The organism is Micromonospora sp. HK10, assembly GCF_000982955.1.
GTDB lineage: Bacteria > Actinomycetota > Actinomycetes > Mycobacteriales > Micromonosporaceae > Micromonospora.
Window position 1 is genome coordinate 16,646 of the sequence record NZ_KQ058749.1, and the last position, 22,312, is coordinate 38,957.

The 22,312-nt window shown below is 75.2% G+C and carries 10 protein-coding genes; 8 read left to right on the forward strand and 2 right to left on the reverse strand.

The window, feature by feature from the left end; genetic code table 11:
* The first annotated feature begins 7 nt into the window (after positions 1–7).
* Positions 8–649: a DUF2201 family putative metallopeptidase gene (locus LQ51_RS09320; protein ID WP_052744794.1), complete on the forward strand. Its 642-nt coding sequence runs from the start codon at positions 8–10 to the stop codon at positions 647–649.
* A gap of 36 nt (positions 650–685) precedes the next feature.
* Here LQ51_RS09320 and LQ51_RS09325 read toward each other — a convergent pair whose 3' ends face one another.
* Positions 686–3,460 carry a helix-turn-helix transcriptional regulator gene (locus LQ51_RS09325; RefSeq protein ID WP_046564309.1) on the reverse strand — a complete coding sequence of 925 codons (2,775 nt, stop codon included), beginning with the start codon at positions 3,458–3,460 and terminating at the stop codon, positions 686–688.
* A gap of 277 nt (positions 3,461–3,737) precedes the next feature.
* Between LQ51_RS09325 and LQ51_RS09330 the strand changes: the two genes are divergently transcribed.
* From LQ51_RS09330 to LQ51_RS32680, 5 genes are all read left to right on the forward strand, one after another.
* Positions 3,738–4,478 carry an NAD-dependent epimerase/dehydratase family protein gene (locus LQ51_RS09330; protein WP_046564310.1) on the forward strand — a complete coding sequence of 247 codons (741 nt, stop codon included), beginning with the start codon at positions 3,738–3,740 and terminating at the stop codon, positions 4,476–4,478.
* Between the two features lie 26 nt (positions 4,479–4,504).
* A complete protein-coding gene (locus tag LQ51_RS09335) occupies positions 4,505–5,710 on the forward strand; it encodes a nucleotide disphospho-sugar-binding domain-containing protein (protein WP_046564311.1) in 1,206 nt (401 codons plus the stop codon).
* A gap of 67 nt (positions 5,711–5,777) precedes the next feature.
* Positions 5,778–6,575 carry an SDR family oxidoreductase gene (locus tag LQ51_RS09340; RefSeq protein WP_046564312.1) on the forward strand — a complete coding sequence of 266 codons (798 nt, stop codon included), beginning with the start codon at positions 5,778–5,780 and terminating at the stop codon, positions 6,573–6,575.
* 138 nt (positions 6,576–6,713) lie between these two features.
* On the forward strand, positions 6,714–13,682 hold the full coding sequence (locus tag LQ51_RS09345) for a SpvB/TcaC N-terminal domain-containing protein (RefSeq protein WP_046564313.1): 6,969 nt from the start codon (positions 6,714–6,716) through the stop codon (positions 13,680–13,682).
* 26 nt (positions 13,683–13,708) lie between these two features.
* The gene (locus LQ51_RS32680; protein ID WP_046564314.1) at positions 13,709–18,544 is read left to right on the forward strand and encodes a Tc toxin subunit A-related protein; all 4,836 of its coding nucleotides are present in this window, start codon (positions 13,709–13,711) and stop codon (positions 18,542–18,544) included.
* Positions 18,545–18,695: 151 nt separating this feature from the next.
* On the opposite strand, the gene LQ51_RS09355 is transcribed toward LQ51_RS32680, so the two are convergent.
* On the reverse strand, positions 18,696–20,120 hold the full coding sequence (locus tag LQ51_RS09355; RefSeq protein ID WP_046564315.1) for an acyl-CoA carboxylase subunit beta: 1,425 nt from the start codon (positions 20,118–20,120) through the stop codon (positions 18,696–18,698).
* A gap of 392 nt (positions 20,121–20,512) precedes the next feature.
* Between LQ51_RS09355 and LQ51_RS09360 the strand changes: the two genes are divergently transcribed.
* Together LQ51_RS09360 and LQ51_RS09365 are read left to right on the forward strand one after the other, a co-directional pair.
* Positions 20,513–20,797: a DUF5988 family protein gene (locus LQ51_RS09360; protein ID WP_046564316.1), complete on the forward strand. Its 285-nt coding sequence runs from the start codon at positions 20,513–20,515 to the stop codon at positions 20,795–20,797.
* A 57-nt stretch (positions 20,798–20,854) separates the two neighbouring features.
* Entirely contained in the window at positions 20,855–22,246 is a 1,392-nt protein-coding gene (locus tag LQ51_RS09365) for an AMP-binding protein (protein WP_046564317.1), read from the forward strand.
* The last annotated feature ends 66 nt before the right edge of the window (positions 22,247–22,312 follow it).

The following is a 22,312-nucleotide window of genomic DNA, read 5'->3' on the forward strand; positions in this document are numbered from 1 at the left end:
GCAGGTCGTGAGGCCGGACCCGGTCGAACTGGACGAGGTGATGGACCGGCTCGCCGCCGCCCGGCTGTGGGCGGTGCGCCGGGTGCCCTCGGCGGCCACCGCGGTCCTGGCCGTGATCACCTCGGTGCGCCCGGCGCGTGACGTCGGCCCGGGCGTCGCCGTCCGCGACCGGCGCCTGGCGGCCTTCCCGGCCGATCCCCGCTGGGTGGCGTACGTGGATCCGGTGACCGCCCTGCTCACCCCGGTCGACGAACTCGGCTGGCGACTGCTGCACCAGGTGGGGCACCTGGTGCGCGGGCACGCCAGGCGGTCGCCCCTGCGGCCCGGCGCGGCGACCGGAGCCGACCGCCGGCTGGGGCGCCGCTGGCGGCTCGCCGCGGACCTCGAGGTCAACGAGGAACTGGCCGGGCACGGGCTGCGGCCGCCGCCCGGTCAGCCGACGGCCGCGGCGCTGGGACTGCCGCCCGGCCGTACCGCCCAGGAATACCTGGCCCTGCTGGCCGGCGACGACCGGGATCCGGCCGTGGCCGGCGACTGCGGCAGCGCCGCCGACGGCGTCCGGCGCCCCTGGGACGACACCGGGGTCGCCGGCCTCGACGCGCTCACCCGGGCGGCGCTGCGCCGGGCCGGACCGCGCCGGCCCGGCTGACCCGGCGGTCAGCTTCGGCCCGGCTGACCCGGCCGGTCAGCCCCGGCGACCGCCCTCCGTCTGCAACTCCCACGGCAGGTCGGTGCGGCGCCGGACGTTGAGTTTGCGGTAGACCCGGGTCAGGTGCTGCTCGACCGTGCTGATCGTGACGAAGAGCTGGTCGGCGATCTCCCGGTTGGTGTGCCCGGACGCCGCCAGGCCGGCCACCCGCCGCTCCGCGTCGCTCAGGTCGGTCACCCGTTCCTCGGGCACGACGGGCAGCGCCTCCTCCGTCACGTCCACCCGCACCGTCGCCGGCAGCAGCCGCCGTACGCTGGCCTCCGCCCCGCACTCGCGTGCCCACAGCTGCGCCTGGCGCGCGGCGGCCTCGGCCTGCGGCCGGGCGCCGAGCAGCTCCTGGGTGCGGCTGATGTCGGCGAAGACCATGGCCAGGGTCAGCCGGTCGCTGGACGCCTCGAAGTGGGTCAGCGCCTCGTGCAGCAGGGCCAACCGTTCGGCGGGCGCGACGGCGGCGGCCATCACCCGCAGGGTCAGCCCGCGCGTCCGGTGCTGCCCGGGCGCGAGCAGGTCCAGCTGCTCGCGCAGCAGCTCCCGGGCCGGCCCGGGCCGGCCGAGCGCCAGCAGGGCCAGGGCGGCGTCGCTGCGCCACGGCAGCATCGCCGGTTCGTCCCGGCCCCACCGGCGCAACATCTCCCCGCACCGTTCGAAGTCCGCCAGGGCGGCCGGGGCGTCCCGGGCGGCCAGGTGGTAACGCCCCCGGGCGTGCAGGTACGTCAGGCCGAACGAGGTCTGGAACAGCCCCGGGGGCATCGCCACCCCGAGACACGCGGCGGCCTCGTCCAGGTTGCCCAACCCCACCGCGGTCAGGATCAACGTGGCGATCGGGATCGCCAGGGCCACCCCCCAGCTAGCCGCCGGCAGCAGCTTCAGCGCGTCGTTGGCCTGCTGCTGCGCCTCCCGGAGGTTGCCCTGCCGGCCGAGGATGCCGGCCCGCATCGCGGTCAGCAGGGCCTGCCACGTCGGTGCCCGCCGGTTGCCGACCGCCCGCAGCAGCCGGTCGCACCATGAGTCGGCCTTCTCCAGCTCGTCGGCGTACATCAGGGTGGCCAGCGAGGTGACGATCGTGCCGAGGGTCAGCTCGTCCGGGTCGCACTTGGCCAGCAGCTGCTCGGACCGGGTCACGCCGTCGCCGTGCGGCGTGGCGTCGGCCAGCGCGTCCACCCGGTGCAGGGTCGGGTCGGCGAGCACCCGCGCCGGGCGTACCAGGGCGGAGCGGGGCTGGTGATCCTCCAGCAGGCGTCCCAGTTCGGGGAAGGCGTGGCCGAGCCACGGGCGGAGCGCCGCGATGGTGACCGCCGCCTCGCCGCTGGGCGGGCCCGGCCGCTCCACCAGCCGGGTCAGCGCCGCGCGTGCCGTGTCCAGCTGGCCCGACCAGAGCAGGAACTCGATGACGATGGCCTCGTGCCGGCCGCTGATCAGCCCTTGCCGCAGGGCGTCGACCAGGTCCGGCAGGTGCCGGCTGGCGGTGCCCGGATCGATCCGCCACTCCACGGCGGCCAGCGTGGTGCGGATGGCGGCCCGCTGCCGTGCGTCCGAGCACTGGGCGTCGGCCAACCGCAGGCAGCTCAACGCCAGGTCCAGCTCGCCACCCGCGAGGGCCTGCTCGGCGGCGTCGGTGAGCACCCCGATCGTCCACTCCGCGCTCGGATGGCCGGCGCTGACCAGGTGCCGCGCGGTCTCCAGCGGCGGATCGCCCTGCCGGTGCCGCAGGACGGCGGCGCGGGCGTGCAGGTTCACCAGGTCCTCGGCGTCGAGGGTCTCCAGGACCGCGGCCCGGGCGCGGGGATGCCGGAAACCGTCGAAGCCGAGCAGGCCGGCCGTGCGCAGCGCGATCATCGCCTCGTCGACCAGCACGGCGTGCACGTCCAGCAGGTCGGCGACCAGCGCCGCGTCGTTCTCGCCGCCGAGCAGCGCCACGCCCTGGGCCACCCGGCGGACGATCCCGTCGGTGCGGTGCAGGCAGGAGAGCACCGCGCGGGTGAACCCGTCACCCACCAGCAGCCCGGCCGCCGGCTCCCCGGCGGGGCGCCGGTTGTCCAGCAGCAGCCCGCGGGCCAGCAGCGGATTGCCGCCGGTGAGCGCATGCGCCTCGGCGGCCACGCCGGGCCGCTCCCGCATGCCGGGCACCTCGGCGAGCAGGGCCGCCAGACCGGAACGGGACAGCGGGACGAGCCGGATCCGCCGGCAGTGCGGCATCCGCAGCAGCTCACCGCGGAGCGCCGAACGCCCCGGGTCGGCGTCGGCGGAGAGGGTGAACACCAGCATCACCCGGCCGGTGCTGGCCCGGCGGGCCAGGAACAGCAGGGTGGTCAGCGACGAGACGTCGGCGTACTGGAGGTCGTCGACCACGATGACGATCGGCCGGGCCTGGGCCAGGGTGGCCAGCTCGCTCCAGAGGCCGTGCAGGACCGCCGGGCGGACCTGGTGGGCGTCGTCGGCGCCGTGCATGTGCAGCGTGGCGGTGAGCACCGCGTTCTCGGTGAGCTGGCGCAGCGCCGCCGAGTGCGGCTCGGCCTGCCGCATGAGCTGGGCGACCACCCCGAGCGGGCGATCCCGGTGGCCGCGGGTGGCGGTGGCCGAGAGCAGCACCGCGCCCCGCTCGCTCGCGGCCCGGGCGAAGGCCTGGACCAGATCGGTCTTGCCGACCGCCGTGGGGCCGCTGACCAGGACGACCCGCCCGTCGCCGCCGGTGGTGCTGGACAACTCGCCGATCAACGAGTTCAGCTCGTCGGTCCGCTCGATCAAGGTCATCCTCGAACGCCCCCGGTCGACCCGTTGTTGTTCCTCCGTTGCGGCTCGCAAAGAGTGACCGCGCGACAGTGCCGAGTGAAGTTTGCCCGCCGCGTGTTTCCACCGCAATACCTGTCGATGGCCGCCACCGTACGCCGGATCGGCAAGCCGGCGGCCCGCTCACCGCCCGCCGGACGGCCCGTCGGCGGGGGGTGTTGGGTCGGCTTTGTGGATCCTTCAGGTCCCGATGGTGCGCTCGGCGACGACACCGCGGCGATCGGGCGAGGGGCGGACGGGCATGGAGGTGGTGGGGCGGGGTTTTCTCGGCCGCGGCCTGGCCCGGCTGGCCGACGCGCACCCGGACGTGACCGTCCTGGCCGCCGGCGTCTCCAGCACCCGCACCGCCACCGCCGAGGAGTACCACCGTGACCGGTGCCGGGTCGCCGAGGTGGCCGCGCGGTGCCGCCGCGACGGCCGGCTGCTGGTCTACCTCTCCTCGGCCGCGGCCGACGTGTACGGCGCGCCCGGCTGCCCGGGCCGGGAGGACGAGCCGGTCACCCCGCGCTCGCCGTACGGGCGGCACAAGCTCGGCCTGGAACTGCTGGTACGCGACTCGGGAGTGCGCCATCTCACGCTGCGCCTCGGTTACGTGGTGGGCCCGGACCAGCCGGACCACCAGCTGCTGCCCTTCCTGACCCGGGCGGTCCTCGCCGGGCAGGTCGACGTCTTCCGGGGCGCGCACCGGGACCTGATCGCGTTGGACGACGTGGTGCACATCCTCGACGGCCTGCTCGTCGCCGGGGTGGCCGGCCAGGTGGTCAATGTGGCCTCCGGCCGCGCGGTGCCGGTGGAGGACATCGTCGACCACCTGGAGCGGCGGCTCGGCGTGCACGCCCGGCGGCGCTTCGTCGACGGCCACCAGCGGTACCGGGTCTCCCTGGCGAAGCTGCGCCGGCTGCTGCCCGACCTGCCCGAGTTCGGCCCGCTCTACTACCGGGACGTCATCGACCGGCACCTCGCCCTGAGCCGGTCGGCCTGACCGGCCGCCCCACCGAGGAGGTACCCGTGCGAGTCCTGTTCATCCCGATGGCCTGGTCCAGCCACTACTACCCGATGGTGCCGCTGGCCTGGGCGTTCCGGGCCGCCGGGCACGAGGTGCGGGTGGCCGGGCAGCCGCCGGTGGTGGAGCCGGTGCTGCGCTCCGGGCTGGTGGTGGCGCCCGTCGGCGCCGGGTACGACCTGATGGCCGGCGTGGCCGGGCTCAACGACCGGATCCGGCAGGCCCGCGGCCGGATGCCGGCCAGCGTCGAGGGCATGCGCGCGCTGCCCCCGCAGGTGCTGCGCGACTTCCGCAACCTCCAGTACGTCCCGCACGTGTCGGCCGCCACCGCGATGGCCGACGAACTGGTCGACCTGGTCCGCCGCTGGCGCCCCGACCTGGTGGTCACCGACCCGGTGACGCTGGTCGGGCCGGTGGTCGCGGCGGCCGCCGGCTGCCCGCTGGTGCACCACCTGTGGGGCCCGTACATGCCGGGGCTGGACCACTTCCCGGGCCTGGGCGCCGACCCCGCCGAGTGGCCCGCCGAGCTGCGTGCCCTCTACGCCCGCCTGGGGGTGCCCGAGCGGCCCCGGTACGCGGCGGCCACCGTCGACCCGTGCCCGGCGAGCCTGCAGAGCGTCGACCTGCCGGACCGGGTCCCGGTGCGCTACGTGCCGTACAACGGCTCGGGTGCGGTGCCGGCCGGGCTGGCCGAGCCGGCCGACCGCCCCCGGGTCTGCGTGTCGTGGAGCATGTCGAACACGCTCGCGGTCGGCGCCGACGGCTTCCAGGTCCCGGAGATCATCGCCGCGCTGCGCCGGCTCGACGTGGAGATCGTGGTCACCGTCAAGGAGTCCGACCGGGCGGCGCTCGGCGACCCGGGCGCCGGGGTGCGGCTGCTGACCGAGACGCCGCTGCACCTCATCCTGCCCGGCTGCGCCGCGGCGGTGCACCACGCCGGGGCCGGCACCATGCTCACCGCCGCGGTCTGCGCCGTACCGCAGGTGCTGGTGACGCCGGTGCCGGATCAGACGTTCAACGCCGAGCGGCTCGCCGCCACCGGCGCGGGCGTCGCCCTGAAGGCCGACGCGACCACGGTGGACGACATCGCCGCCGCGGTCGCCACGGTGCTCGCCGACCCGGGCTGGGCGGGTGCGGCCGCCCGGCTGCGGGCCGAGATCGCCGCCCAGCCCAGTCCGGCCGAGGCGGTGTCCACGCTGACCCGGTGGTGAGCCGGCGGCGCACGCAGATGGGGAGCTGGTTCGTGGCCGCGCGCCCGGACCGAAGGAAGGGGTCGACGTGACGGAACGACAGGTCTTCGCGCCGGATGCGCTGGCCGGGCAGGTCGCGGTGGTGACCGGCGGCGGCACCGGCATCGGGTACGGCATCAGCCGGGCGCTGCTGCGGCACGGCGCCACCGTGGCGATCGCGTCCCGCAACGCCGAGCGGCTCGCCGCGGCGGCCGAGACGTTGAAGGTGGACACCGGTGGCACCTGCGTGGCGGTGCCCTGCGACGTACGCGAGGAGGGGGCCGTGCGGGCCCTGGCCCGCAGCGTCCGCGAGCAGCTCGGCCCGGTGTCCCTGGTGGTGAACAACGCGGCCGGCAACTTCCGGATGGCGGCGGAGAAGGTCAGCGCGCGGGGTTTCCGCACCGTGGTGGACATCGACCTGTTCGGCACCTTTTACGTCAGCCAGGCCTTCGTCCGGGACATGATCAGCGCCGGCGGTGGCACCATCATCTCGATCCTCATGCCGGATCCGGAGCGGGGCTTCCCGCTCTACTCGCCGGCCGGCGCGGCGAAGTCGGCGATCCTCTCGCTGACCCGCTCCTGGGCGCGCGAGTGGGGGCCGCACGGCATCCGGGTCAACGCGATCGGCCCCGGCCCCATCCCCACCGAAGGGGTGGCGGTGAACATGATGGGCATGTCGTCGCAGGAGAGCGCGGACGTGTTCGGCAACATGCGCGACACCCTGCCGCTGCGCCGGCTGGGCACCGCCGACGACGTGGCCGCCGCGGTGGTCTTCCTGGCCTCGCCGGCCGGTTCGTGGATCACCGGCAACCTGCTCAACGTGGACGGTGGCGTCTCGCTGCCCTGACGGCGCCGGTCGGTTCCCGGATAGCCGGACGGGCAGCTACCCGACAGATCCGCGCCGCCGCCGGCCCGACACTGTCGGCGAGGATCGATGTGGCGCCGGCCGGGCGGGACGTCGAGCCAACCGAGGGGGCGCGGCGGCATGGGTGACGGCGGCGGCACGGATCCGGTCGCGGGTGGCGCGGTGATCTCGCTGCCGACGGGAGGCGGCGCGGTCAAGGGCATGGGCGAGGCGTTCTCGGCCGACCTCTTGACCGGCACCGGCAACCTCTCGGTCCCGCTCGCCATCCCGCCCGGCCGCCGTGGCGTGCAGCCCACGCTCGCGCTCGGCTACAGCACCGGGCACGGCAACGGACCGTTCGGGCTGGGCTGGGCGTTGAGCCTGCCCGGGATCACCCGCAAGACGTCGCGCGGGGTGCCGCGGTATCAAGGCGACGACACGTTCCTGCTGTCCGGGGCCGAGGACCTGGTGCCGGTGTCCGGGGCCGAGCCGGGCCGGACCCGCTACCGCCCCCGGACCGAGGGACTGTTCGCCCGGATCGAGCACGTCCGCGACGACACCGGCGACTACTGGGCGGTACGCGACCGCAGCGGGCTGCTGACCCACTACGGGACGCCGCACCGGGCCGCCGGCGAGCCCGACCCCGCGACCGTACGCGACCCGGACCGCGCCGACCGGATCTTCGGCTGGCGGGTGACCGGGACCGTGGACCCGCTGGGCAACCAGGTCCGCTACACCTATCTGCGGGACCGGGGCGAGACCGAGGGGCACCGCTGGGATCAGCCGCTGCTGTCCCGCATCGAGTACGTCGACTACGGTGACCCGGCCCAGCCGTCGTTCCTGGTCGCCGTGCTGTTCGAGTACGAGCCGAGGCCCGACCCGTTCTCGGACCACCGGGCCGGCTTCGAGGTCCGCACGTCGCTGCGCTGCCGGGCCGTGCGGGTGGTCACCCGAGCCGCCGACGGGCAGCAGCGGGTGGCCCGCGAGTACCGGTTGGCGTACGCGCAGGCCGGGTTCACCGGCGTGTCGCTGCTCACCGGCGTCGAGGTGGTCGGGATCGACGAGTCCGGCCCGGCGCGGCGCGAGGAGGCGCTGCCGTCCCTGACGTTCGGCTACTCCGGGTTCGACCCGGCCGGCCGCCGCTTCACCCCGATCAGCGGGCCGGGGCTGCCGATGAGCCCGCTGCACGACCCGGAGCTGGCCCTCGTCGACCTGCGCGGCAACGGGCTGCCCGACCTGGTCGAGCTGGGCGCCGGCTGGCGGTCCTGGCGCAACCGCGGCGACGGGCGGTTCGACCTGCCGCGACCGGTCGACGAGGCGCCGCCGGTCGCGCTGAGCCAGGCGGGCGTACGGTTCCTCGACGCGGACGGCGACGGGCGCCCCGACCTGCTCGTCACCTCCGGCGCGCGCAGCGGCTACTTCCCGCTGAGCTTCGGGGCGGGCAGCGCCGGTCCCGGCTGGAGCCGGTCCTCGTTCCGGCCGTACCGCCAGGCGCCGAGCGTGGACCTCGCCGACCCGGCCGTCCGGCTGGTCGACCTCGACGGCGACGGGCTCACCGACGTGCTGCGTTCGGGCACCCGGCTGGAGTGCTGGTTCAACGACGCCGATCCCCGGCGGGCCTGGCAGCGTACCGCCGTGGCGGCCGGACCGGCGGTCGACCTGTCCGATCCGCAGGTCCGCCTCGCCGACATGACCGGCGACGGTCTGCAGGACATCGTGCTCGTCCGGGACGGCAACGTGACGTACTGGCCGAACCTCGGCCACGGGCGCTGGGGGCCGGCCGTCCAGATGCGGCACGCGCCCCGGCTGCCGCCCGGGTACGACCCGCGGCGGCTGCTGCTCGGCGACGTGGACGGCGACGGCGTGGCCGATCTCGTCTACCTCGACCACGGCCGGGTCCTGCTCTGGGGCAACCAGGCCGGCAACGGCTGGACCGAGCACCCGGTCACCGTCACCGGCACCCCGGACCTGGTCGACTCGGACGCCGTCCAGCTCGCCGACCTGCTCGGCACCGGGATGGCCGGGCTGCTGTGGAGCCGGGCCGCGGCCGGCACCCACCGGGTGGCTCCCCGGTTCCTGGACCTGACCGGCGGGGTGAAGCCCTACCTGCTGTCCAGCGTCGACAACCAGCTGGGCGCGCGGACCACGGTGGACTACCGGCCGTCGACCGTCGACTACCGCCGGGACGAGGCCGACCCGGCCACCCGGTGGCGCACCCCGCTGCCGTACCCGGTGCAGGTGGTGGCCCGCGTCCGGTCCACCGACCAGATCTCCGGCGGGCAGGTCAGCCGCGAGTACCGCTACCACCACGGCTACTGGGACGGGGTGGACCGGGAGTTCCGCGGCTTCGCCATGGTCGAGCAGCTGGACGCCGAGACGGTCGACCCGCCGGAGGCGTACGACACCGCACCGACGCTGACGAAGACCTGGTTCCACGTCGGGCCCGTCACCGCCGCCGACGCCGCCGACTGGGCGGAGCTGGAGCTGGGCCACGAGTACTGGCCGGGCGACCCGGCGCGGCTCACCCGCCCCGCCGGGATGGCCGGGTGGCTGGCCGGGCTGGCCCGGCCGGACCGCCGCGACGCGCTGCGGGCGCTGCGCGGCCAGGTGCTGCGCACCGAGCTGTACGCGCGGGACGGCGGCGCGCGGCAGCACCGGCCGTACACGGTGACCGAGGCGCTGTCCGGGCTGCGCGAGGAGCCGGCCGCCGGCCCGCGGCGGGTCTTCTTCCCGTACCCGGTGGCGCGGCGGGTCACCCAGTGGGAGCGCGGCGACGAGCCGATGACCCGGATCACCGTCAGCACCGAGCCGGACGGGTACGGCAACCCCACCGGCCAGCTGGACGTCGCCGTGCCACGCGGGCGGGACCCCTGGTCCACCGGCCCGGTGGCCGCCGAGCCCTACCTCGCCACCTACGCCACCACCCGGTACGCCCAGCGCGACGACGCCGAGCGGTACCTCGTCGACCGGGTCTGCGAGACGCGCTGCGTCGAGGTGGGCGACGACGGTCGGCAGAGCGTGGCCGCGCTGCGGGACGCGGTCCTCGCGGGGACCGCGCCGCTGCGGGTGGTCGGCCACGCCCGGACCTACTACGACGGCGACCCGTACACCGGGCTGCCCCTGGGCCAGCTGGGGGAGCACGCCCTGGCGGTGCGCGCCGAGTCGCTGGCGTTCACCGACGACTTCCTTACCGACCTGGGCGGCCGGCCGCCCTTCCTGGAGCCGGCGGGCGGCGACCCGTGGCCGGCCGAGTACCCGCCGGAGTTCCGCGCCATGACCGCGCCGCTGGCCGGCTACCGGTACGACGGCGGCGGCTACTACCTGACCCGGGCGTGCCACCGCTACGGCGCCCGTGGCCTGCTGCTCGCCTCGCGGGACGCGTTCGGCGCGGAGAGCCGGTTCGGGTACGACGAGCACGACCTGCTGCCGGTCCGGGCGGTGGATCCGGCCGGCCTGGCCACCACGGCGGCGTACGACCTGCGGGTCCTGCTGCCCCGGGAGGTGGTCGACGCCAACGGCAACCGGACCAGCGTGTCGTTCTCGCCGATCGGGCTGGTGACCGCGCGCTACGACCGTGGCGCGGCGGGCGAGGGCGACGCGGTCGAGCCGACCGTCCGGCTGGAGTACGACCTGCGGGCCTTCGCCGAGCGCGGGCAGCCGGCGTCGGTGCGGACCGTGCACCGGGCCTACCACGACACCCAGACGGAGGTGCCGCTGCCGCGCCGCGACGAGGCCGTCGTGTCGGTCGAGTACTCCGACGGGTTCGGCCGGCTCGTGCAGACCCGCACCCTCGCCGAGGACACCCTGGCCGGCGACCCGGAGTTCGGCGGCGCCGTGGTCCCCACCGACCAGTCGCTCCCGGTGGGGCCGGTGGTGACCCGTACCCGCCCGGCCGGCGCGCCGGACAACGTGACGGTGAGCGGCTGGACGGTCTACAACAACAAGGGCCAGCCGGTCCATGCCTACGAGCCGTTCTTCGCCACCGGCTGGGAGTTCGCCGCGCCCGGGGAGGCGCAGCTGGGTCAGCGGGTCACCACGGGCTACGACCCGCGCGGCCAGGTGGTCCGGACCGTCCAGCCGGACGGCAGCGAACAGCGCGTGGTGTTCGGCGTGCCGGTCGATCTGGCCGACCCGGACGTGGTCACCCCGACCCCGTGGGAGAGCTGGACCTACGACGCCAACGACAACGCCGGTCGCAGCCACGGCGGCGCGGCCGAGGCGTACCGCTCGCACTGGAACACCCCGGCCAGCGCGGAGCTGGACGCGCTCGGGCGGACCGTGCGGGGCGTCACCCGCAACGGCGCCGACCCGGCCGACTGGTTCGTCACCCGGTCCAGCTTCGACATCCAGGGCAACCTGGTCAGCGTCACCGACCCGCTGGACCGGGTCGCGTTCCGCTTCCGGGTCGACCTGGCCGGCCGCCGCTGGCGGATGGAGAGCGTCGACGCCGGCGTGCGGGACACCGTCCCGGACGCGGCCGACGTGGCGATCGAGAGCCGCGACGGTCGGGGAGCGTTGCACCTGGTGGCGTTCGACGCGCTGCGTCGTCCGGTGCGGGTCTGGGCCCGCGACGGCGCGGACGACCCGGTCACCCTGCGGCAGCGCGTCGAGTACGGCGACGCCGGCCGGCCCGACCAGCCGGCCGCCGAGCGGGACACGGCCCGGGCGCGCAACCTGCTCGGGCGGGCGGTCCGGCAGTACGACGAGGCCGGCCTGGTCACCGTCGAATCGGTGGACTTCAAGGGCAACGTCCGGGAGTCGACCCGCCGGATGATCGCGGACGGGCCGATCCTGGCCGGTTACGCGCAGGCGGCCGGGCACGGCTGGCAGGTGCCGGCGTTCCGGGTGGACTGGACGCCGCCGCCGGGACGCACCCGCGACGAGCACGAGGCCGGCCTGCTCGACCCCACGGCGTACCGGACGAGCACCGCGTTCGACGCCCTCAACCGGATCATGCGGCACACCCTCCCGGCCGACGTGGACGGCCGGCGGCGCGAGCTGCGTCCGTCGTACAACCGCTCCGGTGAGCTGGACCGGATGCTGCTCGACGACACGGTTTACCTGGCCCGGATCCACTACGACGCCAAGGGGCAGCGCACCCTCGTCGAGTACGGCAACGGGGTGGTCACCCGGCAGGCGTACGACGCCCGCACGTCGCGGCTGGCCCGGCTGTACAGCGTGCGCGACGGCCAGGTGCTCCAGGACCACGGGTACGACTACGACCTGGTGGGCAACGTGCTCACCATCCGCGACCGGACGCCGGGTTGCGGGCTGCCGCTGACCCCGGACGCGCTGGACCGGCAGTTCGGTTACGACCCGGCGTACCGGCTGTGCCGGGCGACCGGCCGGGAGTCGGACCTCACCGTCGACGTCCTGCCCTGGACGGACCTGCCGCGCGGCACCGACGTGACCCGGACCCGGCCGTACCTCGAGACGTACGGGTACGACGCGGCGGGCTCGCTGGTCCGGCTCGCGCACTCCTCGACCGGTGGCTTCACCCGCGAGCACACCGTGGACCCGGGGAGCAACCGGCTGCGGCGGGTGACCACCGGCGGCACCCCGTACGACTACCGGTACGACGCGAACGGCAATCTCTGCGCCGAGACGACCTCGCGGCACTTCGCCTGGAACCACGCCGACCAGCTCGTCTCGTTCGCGGTCCAACCGGCCGGCGCCGAGCCGTCGGTGCACGCGCAGTACCTCTACGACGCCGCCGGGCAGCGGGTGAAGAAGCTGGTCCGGCGGCAGGGCGGCGCGGTCGAGGTGACCCACTACCTGGGCGAGGTGTTCGAGCACCACCGCTGGGCCGGCGCCACGGCCGGCGGCGCGTCCGGGGCGAACAACACCATCCACGTGCTGGACAACCGGCGGCGGGTCGCCCTGGTCCGGGTCGGCCCGGCGCACCCCGCCGACAGCGGGCCGGCGATCCAGGTCCACCTCGCCGACCACGTCGGCAGCGCCACCGTGGTGCTGGACGGCGCCGGGCAGCTGACGAACCGGGAGGAGTTCACCCCGTACGGCGAGACCGCCTTCGGCAGCTTCACCCGCAAGCGCTACCGCTACGCCGGCAAGGAACGGGACGAGGAGAGCGGACTCAACTACCACGCGGCGCGCTACCTGCACCCGGGGCTCGGCCGGTGGCTGTCCTGCGATCCGCAGGGACCGCGGGTGCAGCCCAACCTCTACCGGTTCGCGGCCGGCTCGCCGCTGCGCTTCCAGGATCCGAGCGGCGCCGGCGACCAGCAGGTGGAGGCGATCGCCACCTTCCTGCAGCAGTTGGCTGACGACTTCCTGGAACCGGCGCAGGTGCGGCTGTCCGGCGAGGGCAGCAGCCCGTTCGGCACCCGGATGCACGACATGTTGCAGGGAATCCTGGAGAGCGCCCGGTTCAACGCCCCGAACGTGGCCGCCAACCGCATCGTCACTGAGGTGATCATCGATCCGTCCGGCAACATCTGGGACTTCGCCGGCAAGCCGGGCGGCGCCCCGAAGGGTTCGGTCACCATCGACGTCGCGATCCTGGAGAAGGGCGTGTCCAGCACCGACCAACTGGTCGGGCGCAAGGCGAAGGACGTGCTGGCCGCCGGCATCGACTACAAGACCGGCGACGCGCGGCTGGCGCAGCACCAGCGCACGTTCTTCGAGTCCATCAAGAAGCCGCTGTTCAAGCTCAGCGCGGGCGGGGACCTGGCCGGCGACATGACGGCCCGCTCCACCCTGCGCAAGCCGCGCGGCAGCACCGGCCGGTCGAGCCAGCGCGGTTCGGTGGACGTCGAACTGCTGAACAGCATGGCCGCGATCGGGCTGGTGATCGGCTTCCAGCTGCTCGTCACCGGCGAGATGCCGACGGCGAAGGACGTGGTGCGGATCGGGGTGGAAACCACGTACCCGATCGTCGGCATCATGGAGGCCAAGGACCACAACGGCACGGTGATCCCGATCATGTGCTACTTCGCGCCGGAGGCGTGCGGCATCGCCGTGGCCGGCGTCGCGATCGGCTACATCGGGGTGAAGAGCGTCGAAGCGGCCGCGGACAAGGGCAACGAGGTGCTGGGCAAGACCTACTCGGGGCTGACCCGGATCTACGGCTACGGCTCACTCGGGTTCTGACCGACCAACCGCTAAGGAGCGCAACAGTGGCGCAGTCGATGCTCGTGACGATCCAGAGCCCGGTCGGCGGCGAGGAGGTGGGACTCGTCGTCCCGGTCGCCGGCATCGCGGCGGCGCGTGGCCTCGGGTTCCCCCGGCTCAGTGTGCTGGGGGTGCGGGTCGAGTTCGGCGCCGGCGGCCCGGTGGTGGAGGCGCAGCTCGCCTCCGACGGGGCGTGGAGCTGCTCCGGCCGCCTGCCCGACACCGTCCAGGGCGGGCAGACGGTCCGCATCACCGCGACCGCGTACGGGGAGCGGATCCTGCACCCGCACCAGCCGGCGCCGCACCCGGCGCCGTCCCCGCTGCCGCCGCACCACGGCGGCGACCCCGACCCCGATCCGGATCCCGATCCGGATCCCGATCCGGACCCCGATCCGGACCCGGATCCCGGGCCGGAGGGGGTGCCGTTCGAGCAGGCCGTGTCGGTCGACGTGACGGTGCGGATGCCGTTCGTGCCCGGGCCCGTCGACCGGGTCTTCGAACCGACCAGCTACCTGGACGAGCTGCTCAGCCTCGCCGCCCGGTACGTCAGCGTCGACGGTGCCCCGCCCGGGCCGGCGCCGGCCGCGCTGGCCGCCCGGCTGGGCCAGCCGCTGGACCGGTTGACCCGGCCCGAGAACGACGAGCCGGCGACGGAAGCCGTTCCGGGGGCGCGGATCGCGGTCGAGGCGCTGCGCGCGACGATGGGCGCCCCGGCTCCGGCGGCCCTGGACCAACGGGCCCGAGCGCTGGCGTACGAGGCGCTGCTGCACGAGCTGGGCACCACGCCCGAGGAGCTGCGGCTGGCCCGCCGGGAGCCGGCCGGGTTCCGGCAGGCCCTCGCCGCGCGGCTCGGGTTCCACCTCGGCGACGGCCGGCCGGACAGCCTCGACGAGCTGACCGTCGCGCCGGACCAGGTCACCGATGCCCAGTTGGAGGAGCTCTTCGGCTACCGGTCCACCGCGCCGGGCGACCCGCTGCGCCCACCGCTCGCGGTGCCCGGCGTGCTGCTCTGGCGGCAGGCGGCGCTGCGTTCCCGGTGGCGGGCCGCCGACGAGGCGGAGCGGGACGGGCCGGACAGGGCGCTGCCGGTGATCGACCCGGACCTGGTCGACGGGGCGCAGCTGCGCAGCCCGTCGCCCACGGACCCGGCCCGTGCCGTGTGGACGGAACGGACCGACTGGGTGGCCACCACCCAGGCCGCGGTCGAGTCCCGGCTCTCCGGCACCGGCCGGTCGCTGGCCGGGTTCGACGGCGCGGTCGCCGAGTACGTCGGCGCCGTGGACCTGCCGGCGCTGGCCGCCCGGGACGCCGACGGGCACGACATCGCCGCCGACCTGCGGCCGGTCGCGCTCGCGCCGGACGCGTTCCGCTACCTGGCCCGCGTCCGCGCGCTGCTGGCCGCCGACGAGACGCTGGACCAGGAGTGGTCCGACGTCGCCGCGATCCTGGTGCAGGCGCAGAAGGGCCAGCGGCACCCGCAGTGGCGGGCCGAGGAGCAGAGCCGCGGCGTCATCCTGCAACCGGCGACGTTCGTCGCGGACGTCGCCGCGGCCGGTAGCCCGCCGGACGGGCCGCTGCGCTGGCGGGTCGACCTGGCGGTGCGCGCCGACTGGCGGCGTACCCTGGCCGCCCGGTCCCGTCAGGCGGACGCGTTGGACGCGGCCTTCCGCGCCCTGGTCGACGCGGTCGAACGGCGGGCGCTGCCGGCGCTGCGCGACGAGTTGATCGCCGAGATCGGCCGCCGGCGGCCCACGCCCGAGTCGCCGGAGCAGGCCGCCGGGCGGCTCTCCCGCGAGCTCTGCCTCGACCTGCGCGCCTCGGCCGGGCGGACCAGCCGGGTCGGTCAGGCCGTGGACTCGGTGCAGACCCTGCTGGTGTCCGCGCGTACCGGCCGGTTGACGCCGGACGGGACCGGGCCCGCGCTGACCATCGCCGACGAGCAGTCCTTCGACCTGGAATGGCAGTGGCTGGTCAGCTACCGGCGGTGGCGGTCGGCGATGCGCGCGTTCGCGTACCCGGAGAACCAGCTCCAGCCCGACCTGTTCCAGACCGACGTGGTGACCGCGGAGATCCAGCTCGCGCCGACGAAGGCGTACCGCGATCTCCTGGCCGGCCTGTCCGCGGCCCGCCGGCTCACCCCGGACGGCGCCCGCGCGCTGGCGCGGACCTTCCTCGCCGCGGTCCGCGCCGAGGTGGGCGCCGGCCTGCCCGGCCTGGAGCTGACGGACCGGCGCACCGCGGCCGGTCTCGCCGCGCACCGCGCGCTCTGCGCCACGCTGGTGGCGGCGGCCGGCACGCCGGCCCAGCCGATCACCCGGGAGGCGCAGATCCCGCAGCACCTCCGGGAGATCTTCTGGCTGGTCCCGGTCGCGCTGGGGCGCAAGCTCCAGGAGGCGCAGGAGTACGCCACCGCGCTGGACTGGTACCAGACGGTGTTCGCGTACCACCTGCCGCCCGCCCAGCGACCGATCTATCACGGACTGGTGCTGGAGGCCGGCACCCGGTCGAACTTCGACCGCTTCCCCGGCTGGCTGGCCCAGATCAAGGAACTGAACCCGCACTTCACCGCCCGCAAACGCAAGGGCGCCTACACCCGGTTCACCATCCTGTCGGTGGTGGAGTGCATGCTCGGCTTCGCCGACTCGGAGTTCGCCCGCGGCGGCACCGACTCCAACGCCCGGGCCCGGGCGCTGTACGAGGCGGTGGTGGACATCCTCCGGCTGCCCGAGGCGGCCCTGGAGACCGGCCCGGAGGTGCCGTTCCCGGCGAATCCGGTCTGGACGTCGCTGCGCGCCCGGGCGGGCGCCGGCCTGGACAAGATCCACGCCGGGCTGAACATCGTCGGGTTCGCGGACCCGGCCGCGCTGGCCGACGGAACGTCCTTCCTGCCCAGCCCGTACCGCTACCCGGTGCTGGTGGAACGGGCGAAGAACCTGGTCTCGATCGCCCAGCAGGTCGAGTCCAGCTACCTCGCCGCGCTGCAGAGCGTGGACGCGGAGAACTACGGGCTGCTGCAGGCCGGCCACGACCTGAAGGTGGCCGAGGCCGCGCTCGGCATCTCCGACCTCAAGGTGGCCGGTGCCGACGTCGGGGTGCGGCTGGCCACGTTGCAGCGGGACAAGGCGCAGGACCTGGCCACCGCGTTGGGTAACCGGCTGGCGGCCGGGCTCAACTCGTGGGAGCGGGCCCAACTGGACCGGCTGAAGGAGGCGCGGTCGCTGCAGGAGCAGGCGCGGATCAGCTCCTTCTTCGGCAGCGTCGTGTCGGCGGCGACGAGCGTCGCCTCCGGGGGCGGCTTCTCGCCGTTCGGCATGCTGACCGACTACCTGTCCGGCAACGCCGACCTGGCCGCGACGGACGCCCGGATCGCCGAGGTGCGGGCCGGCTTCGAGCGGCGGGCCGAGGACTGGCAGCTGCAGCGTGGCCAGGCCACGCGGGACGTGGCGATCGGCGGCCAGCAGGTGCTGCTCGCCGAGAACCAGCGGGCGCTGGCGCTGGGGGAGCGGGCCCTGGCCGGGCTCCAGCAGGACCACGCCGAGGCGGTCGCGGAGTTCCTGGCCACCAAGTTCACCAACGCCGAACTCCACGCCTGGATGAGCGGCGTGCTGGGCCGGGTCTACGCGTACTTCCTTCAGCAGGCCACCGCGCTGGCCCAGCTCGCCCAGGCGCAGCTCTCCTTCGAGCGGCAGGAGCCGGCGCTCGGGTTCGTCGCGGCGGACTACTGGCAGGACGCCGGCGCGGCCGGCGACGACACCGGGCCGGGCGTGGACCGGCGCGGCCTGACCGGCTCGGCCCGGCTGTTGCAGGACATCGTCCGGCTGGACCAGTACGCCTTCCAGACCAACCGGCGCAAGCTCCACCTGAGCCAGACCCTGTCACTGTCCCAGATCGCCGGGTACGAGCTGCAGGAGTTCCGCCGCACCGGGGTGCTGACCTTCGCCACCCCGGAGGACCTGTTCGACCGGGAGTTCCCCGGCCACTACCTGCGCCTGGTCAACCGGGTCAAGGTGTCACTGATCGCGCTGGTGCCGCCGGCCCGGGGAATCCGCGCGGTGCTGTCCGCGTCCGGCGTCTCCCGGACCGTGGTGGCCCGGGACAGCTTCGACACGGTCACCCTGCGGCGGGACACCGAGTCGATCGCGGTCACCGCGCCGATCAACGCGACCGGGCTGTTCGACCTGGAGCCGGAGACCGGGATGCTGCTGCCGTTCGAGGGCATGGGCGTGGACACGGTGTGGCGGCTCGAACTGCCCAGGGCGGCGAACCCGTTCGACTACCGGACCATCGCCGACGTGCTGCTCACCATCGAGTACACCGCGCTGGACAGCGAGGAGTACCGGCAGGAGGTGATCCGGCGGCTCGACCGGCGGTTCGTCGGAGACCGGTCGTTCAGCGTCCGCAACCAGTTCCCGGACGCCTGGTACGAGCTGAACAACCCGGACGGCGTCGCGGATCCGGCCGCGCGGATGCGGGTGGTGCTGCCGCTGACCCCGGACGACTTCCCGCCCCACCTGGCCGACCTGGCCACCGGCCAGCTGACCCTCTTCGCGGTCCGCGCGCCCGGGTTCACCGAGGAGCTCACGGTCACCTCGCTGGCGCGCACCACGGGCGGGGTGCGGGTCGCCGCGACCGGCCCGGTGAGCACGACCGGCGGCGTGGTGGGGACCCGGCGTCCGGGCGGCGCGGCCTGGCAGCCGCTCACCGGCGGCGACCCGACCGGAGACTGGGAGATCCAGCTGCCCGACCAGGCGGACGTGCGGTCCTGGTTCACCGACGGGCTCGTCGAGGACCTGGTGCTCGTGCTGACCGTGACCGGCCGGACGCCGCCCTGGCCGTCCTGACCGACCGCTGCGCGGACCGGTCCGGCGCGGGCGCCCTCGCCGTCGACGGCGACGGCCGCCGGCACCGGCCCGGTCCGCGCGGAAAGCGCGGCCCCCGGCTCCGAGCGACACTCCGGCTCCGATCGGCCCCCGCTCCGGGCGGCGCTGCGGCTCAGAGCGGGATGTTGCCGTGGTGGCCGCGACCGGCGGGTGCGGCGGCGATCGCCTCCGCCACCCGGCGCCGGGTGTCCGCCGGGTCGATGATCTCGTCGACCACGCCGAGCGACAGCCCCCGGTCCAGCCCGCCGGCCGCCACCTCGTGGGCGGCGATCAGGCGGGCCAGCAGGGCCGGCCGCTCCTCGTCGGTGACGGCGGCGAGCGCCTTGCGGTGCAGGACCTCCACGGCCGCCTGCGCGCCCATCACCGCGACCTCGGCGTCGGGCCAGGCCAGCACCGCGCTGGCACCCAGCGAGCGGGAGTTCATCGCGATGTACGCCCCGCCGTACGACTTGCGGGTGATCAGCGTGACCCGGGGCACCACGGCCTCGCCGAAGGCGTGCAGCAGCTTCGCCCCGCGCCGGACCACCCCGCCGCTCTCCTGGCCGACCCCGGGCAGGTAGCCGGGCACGTCGACGAGCACCAGCAGCGGCACCCCGAACGAGTCGCACATCCGCACGAACCGGGACGCCTTCTCGGCCGACAACGAATCCAGGCAGCCACCCTTGTAGAGCGGGTTGTTGGCGATGACGCCGATGGTGCGCCCGCCCAGCCGGCCCAGCCCGGTCACGATGTTGCGGGCCCAGCGGGGCTGCACCTCCTCGAAGTCCCGGTCGACGATGGCGCGCACCAGCGGACGCACGTCGTACGCCCGCCGGGCGGCCTCCGGCAGCAGCGCCCGCAGGTCGCGCGGCTCGGCGATGGCACCCCGGTCGAAGACGCCGGGACGGGCGAACAGCGCGGTGAACCGGCGGGCCCGCTGGTAGGCGTCGGCCTCGGAGTCGGCGATCACGTGGGCCACCCCGGAGGAGCGGCTGTGCGTGCCCGCCCCGCCGAGGGTCTCCATGTCCACCTGCTCGCCGGTGACCCGGCGGACCACGTCCGGCCCGGTCACGAAGAGCCGGCCGTGGGCCGCGGAGAGGATGACCAGGTCGGTCAGGGCCGGCCCGTAGGCGGCCGCGCCGGCGGCCGGACCGAGGACGACGGAGAGCTGCGGCACCCGGCCGGAGGCGCGGATCATCGCGGCGAACATCTGCCCGACGCCGTCCATGGACTCGATGCCGTCGGCGAGTTTCGCCCCGCCGGAGTGCCACAGCCCGACGACCGGGCAGCGCCGGTGCAGGGCGAGGTCGATGGCCTCGACGATGTTGCGGGCCCCGCGCGCCCCGAGCGCGCCGCCCATCCGGGTGGCGTCCGTGCAGTACGCCACCGCGTGCGCGCCCGCGATCCGGCCGGTCGCCACCGCCACCCCCGCCTCGTCGGCCGGCCGGAACACCGCCATGGTGTCCGGGTCGAACAGGTGGCCGAGGCGGACCAGCGGGTGCCGTGGATCGGTGGGCGCGTCGACGCCGACGGTGGGGGACACGACGGTGACGGTCATGCTCTCTCCTCAGTTCCAGCGCGGCGGGCGCGGCGGCCGGCGCCGGAACCGTCGTCGGACAGACGCTGCGCCCGCGCCAGCATGGGACCGCGAACTAAAGCCGGAGCAATGCGCGGCCATCGACCGACCAGCATTTTCGGTAGGGGTCCGGATAAGGGTTGGCGGGCCGGTGTGATGTGGATAACTTGGCCCTGGTCGGGGCCGGCGTCGCCGCGCTTCCGCCCACTCAGGACACCCCGTTGACCACGCGTTATCCGCGGCTCGACCACCGTCGTTCGAGGTTCGTCCCCATTCGGGGGAAACACGTTCACGTCGCCGGCCCACCGATTCGGCGAATTGCGCCGTACGCCCACGGAAGCGGTGCGGTGAAATCGAGGTGAAAGGTTCCCGTGATGACTGAACTGTCGCAGCCCACCAGCACCTGCCCCGCCCCGTACGACGGCCGCGACCCGCTCGGCCTGGCGGCGGAGGCGGCGCGGCTCATCGACGTCGTCCTGGAGGGCGGGCCCCGGCACCTGCCGGCCGAGTGGCGGCTGCAACGGCTCGCCGCCGGCGACCAGAAGGTCAAGCTCCCGCACAACGGCGGCTACGAGCACTTCGAGCGCGACCCGGCCGCCCCGGCCGACGGCGAGCCGGTGGTGTTCCGCTGGACCGGCCGCACCCGGGTCGCCGAGTAGCGTGTCCTGCGTGCCGCCCGGACCCGCCACGCCCGCCGTCCAGAAAGCCTGATCCGCATGCTGCTCGCCGCCCTGCACGCCGGCGCCGACCACCCGGCCGCGCTGCGCCTGCGCGGCCGGGACCTGTCCCGGCAGGAGCTGCTCGGCTGGGCCGGGTCGGTGGCCCGGGACATCCGTGGCGCGTCCGCCGTAGCGGTCCGGGCGGAGCCGACCGTGACCACCGCCGTCGCGGTCGTCGCCGGGCTGCTGGCCGGCGTACCCGTCGTCCCGGTGCCACCCGACGCGGGCCCGGCGGAGCGGGGGCACATCCTGCGCGACTCGGGCGCCGCGCTGCTGCTCACTCCGACCCGGGAGCCGGCCGCCGACGGCGAACCGCCCGGGCTGCCCGTCGAGCGGGCCGGGCGCGCCGACGTCGACTGGGCGCCGCCCGCACCGGAGCAGCCCGCCCTGATCCTCTACACCAGCGGCACCACCGGCGCGCCGAAGGGCGCGGTGATCCCGCACGCGGCCATCGCGGCCGGCCTCGACGCCCTCGCCGAGGCCTGGCGGTGGACCCCCGACGACGTGCTGGTCCACGGGCTGCCCCTGTTCCACGTGCACGGCCTGGTGCTGGGCCTGCTCGGCCCGCTGCGGATCGGCGGCCGGCTGGTGCACACCGGCCGGCCCACCCCGCAGGCGTACGCGGCCGCCGGCGGTTCGCTCTACTTCGGCGTACCGACGGTCTGGTCCCGGATCGCCGCCGAGCCGGCCGCCGCCCGGGCGCTGCGCCCGGCCCGGCTGCTGGTCTCCGGCAGCGCGGCCCTGCCGGTGCCGGTCTTCCACCGGCTCGCCGCCTGGTCCGGCCAGCCGCCGCTGGAACGGTACGGGATGACCGAGACGCTGATCACCGTCAGCGGACGCGCCGACGGTGTCCGCCGCGCCGGCCACGTCGGGCTGCCGCTGGCCGGCGTGCGGACCCGCCTGGTCGACGACGCGGGCACGGAGGTGCCGGCCGACGGCAGCACCATCGGCCGCCTCCAGGTCCGCGGGCCGACGCTGTTCAGCGGATACCTGCACCGGGAGCCGGTGCCGATGCCGGACGGCTGGTTCGACACCGGCGACATCGCGGTGATCGGGCCGGACGGCTGGCACCGGATCGTCGGGCGCGCCTCGATCGACCTGATCAAGACCGGCGGCTACCGGGTCGGCGCCGGGGAGGTCGAGGACGCGCTGCTGGCCCACCCGGCGGTCAGCGAGGCCGCCGTGGTCGGCGCCCCGCACCCCGACCTGGGCGAGGAAATCACCGCGTACGTGGTGGCCGACGGCGCCGAGCCGCAGCAGCTCATCGACTTCGTCGCCGGGCACCTGTCCGTGCACAAGCGACCCCGTCGGGTGCACCTGGTCGACCGCCTGCCGCGCAACGCGCTCGGCAAGGTGCAGAAGACGCTGCTGCGGGACGCCACCGGCTAGGGGCGGCGGCTAGGGGTTGGCGGGCCGGACCGGCGTGGTTATCGTCGGGACCCACGACAGCAGCGG